The organism is Aeromicrobium sp. Root344, from assembly GCF_001425755.1.
GTDB lineage: Bacteria > Actinomycetota > Actinomycetes > Propionibacteriales > Nocardioidaceae > Aeromicrobium.
The window spans coordinates 779,966-791,104 of sequence record NZ_LMDH01000001.1 but is presented as its reverse complement, the minus strand read 5'-3'; the positions used below and the strand labels follow the sequence as shown (position 1 = coordinate 791,104).

Sequence of the window (11,139 nt, the reverse complement as noted above, 5' to 3'; positions counted from 1 at the left end):
TCGGTCAGGTTCGAACACATTCGTGGACGGGCTGCGGACAGCGCAGTGGGCGCGTCCCGGAGGAAACGCGCCCACTGTGCTTCTCACCCCAAGGGAGAGAGGTGCCGTCGACTACTTGGTGTTGACGGTGATCTTCGCGACGCCGACCAGGAGGTCCTTGGTCACCGCGTCGGTGCTGAAGACCTTGTTCAGCAGGCCCGCGGCGACGGGGCTGATGAACACCTTGGTGCCCTCGAGGATCGCGGTGTTGCCCTCGGCCTGCAGCGGCTTCAGAGTCGCGCCGCGCAGCTGGAACAGGAACGCGCTGGTGGCGGCCACCTTGCCGTTGACCGTGACGTCGCCGTAGACCCGCGAGATGCCGGGGTCGACGTTGAAGTTGGTCAGCTCGACCTTGGTGTCACCAGCGGTCAGCGACAGGCCGGAGGCCTCGTGCTGGATCTGCCCGATGACGTACGGCTTGGCGGTGCCGGGCTTGAAGTAGGTGACGTTGCCGCCCGTGATCGGGAAGATCAGCGAGCCGTCCTCGAGCTTGGCGCCGTCGACGACACCGGGAGTGAGCTTGAGCGACGTCAGCGCGTCGACGAAGCCCTGGTCCAGCTTGATGGCGGTGGTGCCGCCGGTGCTGAGGTCGTTGAGGCGGGCGACGGGCTTGGCGACCGTCACCTTGGAGTCGGACGACGCCGAGTCGGAGCCTGACGATCCGCACGCCGCGAGCGGCAGGGCGGCGATGGCGACGATGGCGAGGCCGGCGATCTTCTTCTTGCGAGAGCTGATGGAGCTCATGTGGTCCACATCCTTGTGTGTATGTCGTTGGGTCATCTGCTGACACCCGTGGTTCGCCACGGAGGGGTGCGGATGATTGGTCCGGTCCGCAAACTTTCTGTCCGCACCCGTGACGAGCCGGTGACCGGCGGCGTCTCGTCGCCCGTACGGACCGGCGGGATGACATGCTCGACGACATGACTGAGACCCAGCGCCCGGACCTCGCCGTGATCGGCGGATCCGGGTTCTACACGTTCCTCGACGAGCCACGGTCGGTCGAGGTCGAGACGCCGTATGGGAAGCCGTCCGCACCCATCTCCATCGGTACGGTCGAGGGTCGGTCGGTCGCCTTCCTTCCCCGCCACGGACCGCACCACGACTTCCCGGCCCACCGGGTGCCGTATCGCGCCAACATGTGGGCCCTGCGCAGCCTCGGGGTGCGACAGGTGCTCGCGCCGTGCGCGGTCGGTGGGCTCCAGGTGGAGCACGGGCCAGGCACGTTCGTCGTGCCCGACCAGCTCGTCGACCGCACGGCGGGACGCCACCAGACGTACTTCGACTCCGGCGCCTGCCACGTGTCGTTCGCCGATCCGTACTGCCCGAGGTTGCGGACCCACTTGCTGGATGGGCTCGCCGAGCAGAGCCCCGTGGACGGTGGCGCGATGGTCGTGATCGAGGGACCGCGGTTCTCGACCCGCGCGGAGTCGCGGTGGTACGCCGACCAGGGCTGGGCGGTCATCAACATGACAGGACATCCCGAGGCAGTGCTCGCCCGCGAGCTGGCGCTCTGCTACGCCACCGTCGCGCTGGTCACCGACCACGACGCCGGGGTCGACGAGGCGAGCGCGGTCAGCATGGACGACGTGTTCGCCGTGTTCGCGACCCACACCGAGACGCTCAAGTCGGCGCTCACTTCGGTGGTCGCCGGCCTCGGGACGGACCGCGACTGCAGCTGCTCGCACGCGGTGGACGGCATNCCTGCCGATCGAGCTGCCGTGAGGATCCTGCTGACCGGTGCGGCCGGCTTCATCGGCGGGCACATCCGCGCTCAGGCGCTGGCGCGGGGGCACGACGTGGTCGCGCTCGATGCCTACCTCCCGCAGGCCCACGGGACGGGCGGGACGTACGACCCGGACATCCGCCGCATCGACCTGCGTCGCGATCCGCTTGACGAGGTGCTCGAGGGGGTCGACGTGGTGTGCCACCAGGCGGCGATGGTCGGCAACGGCGTGGACGCGCAGGACCTGCCGGACTACGCGGAGCACAACGACGCCGGCACCGCCCGCCTGCTCGCGGCGATGTCGCGGACAGGCGTACGTGACCTCGTGCTCGCGTCGTCGATGGTGGTCTACGGCGACGGGCGCTACACGTGCCCCGTCGACGGCGACGTGCCGCCGGCCGTACGTCGTGAGGACGATCTGGCCGCCGGCCGGTTCGATCCGCGCTGCCCGGTCTGCGGTGGCGAGATCGCGTGGCGCGAGATCGGCGAGGACACCGCGTTCCTGCCCCGCACGAGCTATGCCGCGTCGAAGGTCGCGCAGGAGCACTACGCCGGCGCGTGGTGCACGCTCGACGAGGCGCGCACGATCGCGCTGCGCTATCACAACGTCTACGGCCCGGGCATGCCCGCGGACACGCCGTACGCCGGTGTGGCGGCGATCTTCCGCTCCGCGATCGCGCGCGGTGAGGCCCCTCGCGTGTTCGAGGACGGCCGCCAGGTGCGGGACTTCGTGCACGTCAACGACGTCGCACGTGCCAACGTGCTGGCGATCGAGCAGGTCGGGGCGCATCCCTCGGGTCTGACCGCCTACAACGTCGCGTCGGGGCACCCGTTCACGATCGGCGAGATGGCAGCGACACTTTCAGCGGCCGCCGACGGTGCGTCGCCCGAGCTGACCGGCGACTACCGCCGGTTCGACGTACGGCACGTGGTGGCGTCGCCGACGGCCGCGACCGAGGGACTCGGTTTCACCGCCGAGGTCCCTCCCGAGGTCGGTCTCGCCGAGCTGGCGACGGATCCGTTGCGCCGGCGGTGAGGTGGTCGGCTCAGGCGGCCGGGAGGCGGATCTCGAACTGGCACCCGGTGTCGTGGTTGCGGACGTCGATCGAGCCTGACTGGGCATCGAGCAGGCCGCGGGCGATCGCCAGGCCCATGCCGGCGCCCTGGCCGTCGGACTCCCGCGCCGCCGACCCGCGGTAGCCCATGTCGAACACCTTGCCGAGGTCGTGGTCCGGGATGCCGCCGCACGAGTCGTCGACCCGCAGCCACACCTCGGAGCGGTCCGAGCCGATCGAGACCGTCACGGTGCTGCCTTCGGGGGTGTGCCGGATCGCGTTGCCGAGCAGGTTGCGGAGCACCCGCATGAGCTCGGGGGCGGCACCGACCGCGAGCGTGCCGTGCGGCCGGCCCTGCACTGCGAGGCGTACGCCGTGGCGTTCGCCGGCAGGACGGGCGGCGTCGACGGCAGAGCGTACGACGTCGTCGACCGCGATCGGGCCGACGTCGAGGGCCAGCGTCCCGGCGTTGATCTGCGACATCTCGAAGAGGTCGTCGATCATCGAGGCCAGCCGCAGCGTCTCGGCACGGATCAGCTGGGCGTACTGCTTGACGTCTTCGGGCGACGACACGACGCCGTCCTCGAGCGCCTCCGTCATGGCCTGGACGCCGGCGATGGGCGTGCGGAGGTCGTGGCTGAGCCAGGCGAGGAGCTCGCGCCGTGACCGCTCGGCGCTGCGTTCGCGCTCGAGGGCTTCGCGCTCCCACACGATCTTGCGAGCCAGGGAGCTGCCCAGGACGATCGCGCTCGGCACGCTGACAGCCGTGACGACCAGCCAGACGATCGCGGTGCGCCGCAGCTCGGCGGTGAACATGAACTGGCTCGTGCCGACGACGCCGACGATGATCGCGATGAGGGGTACGAGGGTCAGCAGGACGATCGACGTCGTCAGGGCGCGGCCCCGCAGCAGGTAGAGCACGAGCGCCCCGACTCCGACGACACCGAGCGAGCCCAGCAGCCCGATGACCAGCGCATGCAGCGTGTCGCTGCTCATGCTGACGGGTCCCAGCGGTAGCCGAGTCCGTAGACCGTGACGATCCTCGTCGGATCGGCCGGATCGGCCTCGATCTTGTGGCGCAGGCGTTTGACGTGCACCGTCACGGTCGAGTGGTCGCCGTACTCCCAGCCCCAGACCTGCCGGAGCAGCTCCTCGCGGCTGAACACCTCGTGCGGGTGCCGCAGGAAGAAGTGCAGCAGGTCGAACTCCCGCGTGGTCAGCGGCAGGACGCTGCCGGAGCGCAGTGTCTCGCGGGCCACGGGGTGCACCGTGAGGTCACCGTCGGTCAGCAGCCCCGCGACGGGTCGTGTCCCGGCCGGTACGAGGCTGCGGCGCAGCACCGAGCCGACGCGCAAGGTCAGCTCCTTGACGCTGAACGGCTTCGTCACGTAGTCGTCGGCGCCACTGCTGAGTCCGGCGATGCGGTCGTCGGTCTCCCCGAGAGCGGTCAGCATGATGATCGGCACGGCCGAGCCGTCGGTCTCGCGGAGCTGCCGGCAGATCTCCAGGCCGTCGAGCTGCGGCAGCATGACGTCGAGCACGATCAGGTCCGGTGCCAGGTCACGCGCGGCCGCGAGGCCGGTCACCCCGTCGGTGGCGACGGTGACGTCGTACGACTGCTCGAGGTAGCGACGCAGCACGTCGCCCACCGCGTGATCGTCCTCGACCACCAGGACGTGAGGTCGGTCGACGCTCGCCATGATCACCACCTTGTCAGCACCAGCTGTTGGACGCACAGGGCCAGGACGACCTGGGACAGCAGGGCCGGACGGTGCCATCGCTGGGGGAGCAGTGCCGGGAGCGCGACGACCCAGATCGTGAACGGCAGCCAGATGCGCTCGACCTCGGCCTTGCTCATGCCGGAGACCGTCGCGACGAGGATCGTCAGCACGGCGGCGCCCGCGAGCCGAGCCATGACGTCGCCCTCCCTGAAGGCGCGAACCGCCCGGGGAAACGCGGCCCACACGACGAGCCCGACCGTGAACGTCCATGCGGCGACATCGGCCCAGACCCAGTACGAGTAGGGCCGCTCGGACGCGATGCCGGCGTAGTAGCGGTCGTGCAGGACGGGGTACGCCCTCCACCACTCGAAGCCCGCCACGGTGAACGCCACGGCAACAGCGGCTGCGCCCGCAAGCGCCCAGGGCAACGGTCGCCACGTACGGCCGACGACCAGGACCGCGACGGCGAGGATCGCGAGGAGCACCAGCCCGTACGACAGGTAGACGCACGCGCCGAGCAGCAGACCGGCCGCGACCGCGGCTCCCGGGCGCCGGTGCACGGCGGCGACCGCCAGCAGAGCGAGACCCCACGCCGCGACGGCGGTGAACAAGGCATCACCGTCGACACCCATCCAGACGGCGGTCGGGGCGAGGACGATCCACGGCATGGCCTGCCGCGCCAGGCGCACGGAACCGAGCGTCTTGAGGGTCATCAGGACCGCGACGACCGCCGTGCTGCCGATCGTGACGACCACGACGCCGATCCAGAACGGGTCGGTGATGCCGAGGCGGTCGAGCAGCACGAAGAACAACAGTGCTCCGGGTGGGTGCCCGGCGACGTGGGTGTGCCAGTGGTCGGGCGAGTCCATCGGGATGCGATCGACGAACGTCCGCATCATGGTGCCGATCGAGTCGACCCGCTGGGCGTCGTGGACGTACTCGCCGGGTCGTTCGAAGACCCGCGCGAGCCCGTCGGTGCCCTCCGTCATCGCCAGCGCCATGGTCCACAGCCACGTGCCGGCGAAGGCGTACGCCAGGAGGGCGCGCCACGAAGCGGTCGCGGCCAGGCGGGGGAGCGCGACCCACAGGAGCAGGCCGATCGCGACCGCGGGCAGGGTCAGCAGCCCGATTCGCGGGTCCCAGTCGGCGTGCAGCGGGGGCCAGTGCACGCGCACGTCCTCGTCGGTCAGGCGCGGGACGACGATCGCCGCCACCACCAGGACGAGCCCGACGGCCGCTGACGCGATCGCTGCGCGGGCGGAGGACAGGGTGGGGGGCACGACGTCAGCCTAGGTGCGCCGGTGGCCCCGGGGCTGGCCGAACGAGCCGACGTCACGGGTCCGTCATCGCCCGACGTCTGGCGGACCAAGCCGGGACGCCCCTAGCGTCGAATCATGGGTATGAGCGTGTGCGATGTGGTGATCCCCTGCCGGGACGAGGCTGCTGCGCTGCCGATCGTGCTCGCCGACGTCCCGTCCGGATGGCGCGCGATCGTCGTCGACAACGGGTCGACTGACGGCACGGCAGACGTGGCCCGCGCCCTCGGCGCGCACGTCGTGACCGAGACCCGACCGGGCTACGGCGCAGCCGTTCATGCGGGGATGCTTGCCGCTGAGGCCGAGTTCGTCGCGGTGATCGATGGAGACGCCTCGATGCGCCTCGCCGATCTCGTGCCCATGCTGGAGCTCGTACGTTCGGGACTGGCGACGATGGCGGTCGGCCGGCGTCGCCCCATGGGTCGCGGCGTGTGGCCCTGGCACGCGCGATTGGGCACACAGCTCCTGGCGACCTGGATCCGGCGCCGCTCGGCGTTCCCGATCCACGACCTCGCGCCCATGCGAGTCTGCCGCCGGACCGATCTGCTCGGCCTCGGCGTCGAGGACCGGCGCTTCGGCTACCCGCTCGAGCTCATGCTGCGCGCGGCAGAGGCCGGCTGGACCGTGCAGGAGATCGACGTCGACTATGACCGTCGAGCAGCCGGCACGAGGTCCAAGGTCTCCGGGTCGGTCCGTGGCACGGCACGCGTCGTGCAGGACTTCGCCAGGGTCCTGCGATGACGAACGATCCGACTGTCCTCGTCGTGGCCAAGGCGCCCGAGCCGGGGCTCGTCAAGACCCGCGTCGCGGCCACGGTCGGCGACGACGCGGCGGCCCAGCTCGCGGCAGCGGCACTGCTCGACACGCTCGAGACCGTCGCAGCCCTGGGATGGCCTGTCGTCGTCGCGCTGACGGGTGAGCTGGGCGACGCGGTCCGCACTGACGAGATCACGCGCGCGCTCTCGGGCGTACGCGTGGTGTCGCAGCGCGGCGACGGCCTCGGCGCACGGCTGGCTCATGCGCACGCAGACGCTGATGGCGGGCACGGGGTCGTGCAGGTCGGCATGGACACCCCGCAGCTGACCGTGCGGGACTACCTGGATGCCGGGGCCGAGGTTCGCCGAGGCTCGCGCGTCATCGGGCCGGCCGTCGACGGCGGCTGGTGGCTCCTGGGTCTGCCCGACCCCGGCGAGGCCGCCGTGCTCGCGGACGTCGAGATGTCGGTCGACGACACCGCCGAGCACACCGAGCGTGCCCTGGGAGACGTCGAACGGCTGCGCACGGTCCGCGACATGGACACGTGGGCCGATGCCCTCGACATCGCTGACGGCATCCCGCTCTCCCGCGTCGCCGCCGTCGTGCAAAGCCTTCGGGTCAACTCATGAGCATCGCGTTCGACGCGGTCTCGGCGTACGACGAGGCCTTCGCCGGCAAGCCGACGCACGTCGTCGACCACGTCGGGCACACCCAGCCGTTCGAGGTCGCGCAGTGGTCGTCGGCCCCCGACTGGGTCGACCGCGAGCTGTTCATCGAGCCGTGCGACGACGCGACGATCGACATCGGCTGCGGCCCCGGCCGCCTGGTCGCTGAGCTGGCCGCGCGTCGGGTTCCCGCGATGGGCATCGACGTCTCCAGCGAGGCGATCCGGCAGACCCGCACACGCGGGGCGCTTGCGCTGCGCCGGGACGTGTTCGGCGCCATTCCCGGCGAGGGCCGGTGGGCGTACGCGCTGCTGGCCGACGGCAATCTGGGCATCGGCGGCGACCCCGTGCGTCTGCTCGGTCGCCTGCGGCAGGTCCTGACCCACGACGGAACCGTGATCGCCGAGGTCGCTCCCACGGGCGCGGGGCTCGTTCGCGAGCACCGCCGGCTTCGGGTCGACGGGCGGTTGTCGGCCCACTTCGCGTGGGCCGTGGTCGGTCTCGACGCGATCGACGAGGTCGCGCAGCGCGCCGGCCTGCGCGTCGTGGCGACGCACTCCGCTGGCGGCAGGCACACTGCGCACATGGAACGCGCATGAGACTTCCCCGCGTCGAGGACATCGAGAAGCGCATCCCGCGGCCCGAGGACTTCAGCGCCAGGTCGCGGGGACCTGCGACCACCGCCCGCGTCGGGACAGCGCTGGGCATCGCGTTCGGCATCTGCTTCCTGACCGGGCTGTGGAGCCACTTCCAGTACGACTCACCCAGCTGGCTGCCGATCGGCCCGAACCCCGCATGGCTCTACCGGGTCACGCAGGGCACGCACGTGGCGACCGGCATCGCGTCGGTCCCGCTGCTGCTGGTCAAGCTGTGGTCGGTCTATCCCCGGTTCTTCATCCGCCCGCCCAAGGCCAGACGCGACCAGCTCGTCGACGTCTTGGAACGCGCCTCGATCGGCGTGCTGGTCGCGGCGGCGATCTTCCAGCTCACGAGCGGTCTGCTCAACGTTGTGCAGTGGTATCCGTGGGAGTTCAGCTTCCGGCGCACGCACGAGGCCGTCGCGTGGGTCGCGATCGGAGCACTCCTCGTGCACATCGCGGTCAAGCTTCCGGTCATCCGCGAAGGTCTCGGAGCCTCGGTCGCGGACGAGCCGCCGGTCGACGCCGAGGGGCCCAGCCGCCGAGCCGTCCTGCGTGGCCTGACCGTCGCGTCGGGCCTGGCCCTGGTCCTGACCGTCGGCCAGACGGTGCCGGTCCTCCGCAGGATCTCCGTGTTCGGCGTACGCGACGGGGACGGACCGCAGGACCTGCCGGTCAACCGCACGGCGCGGGCAGCCGGTGCCACCCGTGCCGCCAGCGATCCGGCGTTCGTGCTCCAGCTCAAGGCCGGAGCGCGCACCGTGTCGCTCACCCGTGACGAGCTCGCGAAGCTGCCGCAGCGTACGCACCGGCTGCCGATCGCGTGCGTCGAGGGATGGAGCCGCAACGCCGTGTGGACCGGGGTTGCCGTCCAGGACCTGATCGCCCTCGTCGGGGCGCCGTCCCGGTCAACGGTCACCGTACGGTCGATGCAGACGCGCGGCGCCTTTCGTACCTCCGAGCTGCCCGGCGACTTCGTCGACGACCCCCGCACGTTGCTGGCCCTGGAGCTCAACGGCGAGCCGCTGAGCCTGGACCATGGCTATCCGTGCCGGATCATCGCGCCCAACCGGCCCGGAGTCCTGCAGACGAAGTGGGTCCGTGAGCTCGAGGTGCGGACATGAGGCTCGTACGAGCGCTGCTGCTGCTCACCGGGGTCGGCTTCGGGCTCTGGGGAGTCTGGCTCATGCGCGACTTCACCTCCGAGCAGCTCGTCTCGATGGGCACCTGGCTCGCCGGCGGGGTGATCCTGCACGACGCCGTCATCGCGCCGGTGACGGTGGTGCTCGGCGTCGTCGCGGCGCGGCTGCTGCCGGGGCGCACCCGGTCGGTCGCGGCGATCGCATTCCTCGTGTGGGCGACCCTGACGGTGGCGTTCCTCAACGTCCTGTCGGGTCAGGGCGGCAAGCCGGACAACGACACCGTGCTGCACCGGCCCTACGGTCTCAGCTGGATCGTCCTGACCTTGGTGATCGCCGCGATCGCTGCTGCCGTGGCGTACCGGCGGCGGCCGACGGCGGTCCAGCGTCGGTCTCGGTAGCCACCACGCCAAGACAGACGGTCACTTCTGGACCCAGATTGGTGTGACCTTTGTTACGCTGACGCGGGGTCGGAGCGGGAGGAATGTCGTGGCGGGACCAAGCTTGTCACTGCCTGCGCCGGCTGCGCAGGAGCCGGAGTACGGCCACGACGCGCTCGTGGTCTGCGACAACCTCGTGCGGATCTACCAGACCGAGAGCGTCGAGGTGCAGGCGTTGCAGGGCCTCGACCTGCTCGTGCACGAGGGCGAGATGGTCGCCATCGTGGGCGCCTCCGGCTCCGGCAAGTCCACCTTGCTGCAGGTGCTTGCGGGCGTCGATGCGCCGACAGCGGGCCGCGCGAGAGTTGCCGGGCACGACCTGCTCGCGCTGACCCGGAGCGAGCGTGTGCACTACCGGCGCAACGTCGTCGGGTTCGTGCGCCAGCAGACCGCGCGCAACCTGGTCCCCTATCTGACCGCCGGCGAGGTCGTCGACCTGCCGATGAGCATCGCGGGCAGGTCACGCGCCGAGCGACGACAGCGCACGGCCCAGCTGCTCGAAGCCGTCGGCGTCGCGCATTGCGCCGACCGCCGCCCGAGCGAGATGTCCGGTGGCGAGCAGCAGCGGGTCGCGATCTGCGTCGCCCTCGCCAACGAGCCGAGGGTCCTGCTCGCCGACGAACCCACCGGCGAGCTCGACAGCGAGACCGCGCAGGAGGTGTTCACGGCGCTGCGAACCGCCAACCGCGATCTCGGTGCCACGATCGTGATCGTCACCCACGACGCCGCCGTCAGCGGACAGGTGGCCCGCACCGTCGCCATCCGCGATGGACGGACGAGCAGCGAGGTGCTGCGGAGCCACGACGACCTGGCGGCCGGGGCGCACGCGTTGGGTGAGGAGTACGCCGTGATGGATCGCGCCGGCCGGGTGCAGGTGCCGCGTGAGTTCCGTGAGGCGTTGGCCCTCACTCGGCGGGTTCGGCTCGCGCTCGAGGACGACCACGTCGAGATCCGCTCGGCCGGGGAGAGCCGGTGACCGAGCCGATGGTCGTGGCCCGCGGCCTGACGCGCACGTACGGCTCTGGACCGGGCACGGTGCACGCGCTGCGAGGCGTGTCGTTCGACGTCGCGCCCGGCGAGATGGTGGCGCTGGTCGGGCGTTCCGGCTCTGGCAAGACGACGCTGCTCAACCTGATCGGCGGCCTCGACCAACCCGACAGCGGCACCGTGCGTGTCGACGGCACCGAGGTGACCGGCCTCGACGACGAGGGCCTGAGCCGGCTCCGCCGCGACTCGGTGTCGTACGTGTTCCAGACGTTCGGGCTCGTGCCGGCGCTGACCGCCGCCGAGAACGTGGGCGTGCCGCTGCGCCTGCGTCGTACGCCCGCCGTCGAGCGCGAGAAGCGTGTCGCCCTGCTCCTCGAGCTGGTGGGACTGCGCGACCACGCGGACCAGCGACCCGCCGAGCTCTCGGGCGGGCAGCAGCAGCGCGTGGCCATCGCGCGCTCGTTGGCCGGGTCGCCTCGCCTGCTCATCGCGGACGAGCCCACCGGGCAGCTCGACGCCGAGACCGGCCTCGGCGTGATGGGGCTGTTGCGCGGACTGGTCGAGTCAGAGGGGGTCACCGCCGTCGTCTCGACGCACGACCCGGTCATGATGGCGCTGGCCGACCGGGTGCTCACGATCTCCGACGGCCGGCTGACATGA

The 11,139-nt window shown here is 71.0% G+C and carries 12 protein-coding genes and 1 pseudogene; 9 read left to right on the top strand and 4 right to left on the bottom strand.

The genetic code is table 11. The annotated features are described in order from the left end of the window. Positions 1-111 precede the first annotated feature (111 nt). Positions 112-783, bottom strand: a complete 672-nt coding sequence (locus ASC61_RS03930) for a hypothetical protein (protein ID WP_200935386.1) — start codon at positions 781-783, stop codon at positions 112-114. A 164-nt stretch (positions 784-947) separates the two neighbouring features. Between ASC61_RS03930 and ASC61_RS19295 the strand changes: the two are divergent. Then, positions 948-1,738 (top strand): annotated as a pseudogene (locus tag ASC61_RS19295) (S-methyl-5'-thioadenosine phosphorylase); the annotation flags it as partial. Position 1,739: 1 nt separating this feature from the next. Next, the coding region (locus ASC61_RS03925) for an NAD-dependent epimerase/dehydratase family protein (protein WP_235503477.1) at positions 1,740-2,798 on the top strand (1,059 nt) is incomplete at its 5' end. Positions 2,799-2,808: 10 nt separating this feature from the next. Here ASC61_RS03925 and ASC61_RS03920 read toward each other — a convergent pair. Genes ASC61_RS03920 through ASC61_RS03910 form a run of 3 tightly spaced genes read right to left on the bottom strand, consistent with a single transcriptional unit; the run spans position 2,809 to position 5,818 of the window. Beyond that, on the bottom strand, positions 2,809-3,813 hold the full coding sequence (locus ASC61_RS03920) for a sensor histidine kinase (RefSeq protein WP_056209611.1): 1,005 nt from the start codon (positions 3,811-3,813) through the stop codon (positions 2,809-2,811). Next, on the bottom strand, positions 3,810-4,517 hold the full coding sequence (locus tag ASC61_RS03915) for a response regulator transcription factor (protein WP_056209608.1): 708 nt from the start codon (positions 4,515-4,517) through the stop codon (positions 3,810-3,812). Before ASC61_RS03915 ends, ASC61_RS03920 begins: the two co-directional genes overlap by 4 nt. 2 nt (positions 4,518-4,519) lie before the next feature. Then, positions 4,520-5,818, bottom strand: a complete 1,299-nt coding sequence (locus ASC61_RS03910; RefSeq protein WP_235503476.1) for a hypothetical protein — start codon at positions 5,816-5,818, stop codon at positions 4,520-4,522. A gap of 114 nt (positions 5,819-5,932) precedes the next feature. Here ASC61_RS03910 and ASC61_RS03905 point away from each other — a divergent pair, with 114 nt between their 5' ends. The 7 genes from ASC61_RS03905 to ASC61_RS03875 all read left to right on the top strand — a co-directional run bounded on the left by ASC61_RS03905 (position 5,933) and on the right by ASC61_RS03875 (position 11,139). Then, a complete protein-coding gene (locus ASC61_RS03905; RefSeq protein ID WP_056209605.1) occupies positions 5,933-6,595 on the top strand; it encodes a glycosyltransferase family 2 protein in 663 nt (220 codons plus the stop codon). Beyond that, a complete protein-coding gene (locus ASC61_RS03900) occupies positions 6,592-7,239 on the top strand; it encodes a TIGR04282 family arsenosugar biosynthesis glycosyltransferase (protein ID WP_056209603.1) in 648 nt (215 codons plus the stop codon). Before ASC61_RS03905 ends, ASC61_RS03900 begins: the two co-directional genes overlap by 4 nt. Then, positions 7,236-7,874, top strand: coding sequence for a class I SAM-dependent methyltransferase (locus ASC61_RS19610; RefSeq protein ID WP_056209601.1), 639 nt, complete (start codon positions 7,236-7,238; stop codon positions 7,872-7,874). Before ASC61_RS03900 ends, ASC61_RS19610 begins: the two co-directional genes overlap by 4 nt. Then, positions 7,871-9,037, top strand: coding sequence for a molybdopterin-dependent oxidoreductase (locus ASC61_RS03890; RefSeq protein WP_056209598.1), 1,167 nt, complete (start codon positions 7,871-7,873; stop codon positions 9,035-9,037). The genes ASC61_RS19610 and ASC61_RS03890 overlap by 4 nt, the downstream gene beginning before the upstream one ends. After that, positions 9,034-9,453 (top strand): hypothetical protein, encoded by a 420-nt coding sequence (locus ASC61_RS03885; protein ID WP_056209596.1) that lies wholly within the window; start codon positions 9,034-9,036, stop codon positions 9,451-9,453. Before ASC61_RS03890 ends, ASC61_RS03885 begins: the two co-directional genes overlap by 4 nt. Positions 9,454-9,541: 88 nt before the next feature. Continuing rightward, positions 9,542-10,468, top strand: a complete 927-nt coding sequence (locus ASC61_RS03880; protein ID WP_056209593.1) for an ATP-binding cassette domain-containing protein — start codon at positions 9,542-9,544, stop codon at positions 10,466-10,468. Beyond that, the gene (locus tag ASC61_RS03875; RefSeq protein WP_235503475.1) at positions 10,465-11,139 is read left to right on the top strand and encodes an ABC transporter ATP-binding protein; all 675 of its coding nucleotides are present in this window, start codon (positions 10,465-10,467) and stop codon (positions 11,137-11,139) included. Before ASC61_RS03880 ends, ASC61_RS03875 begins: the two co-directional genes overlap by 4 nt.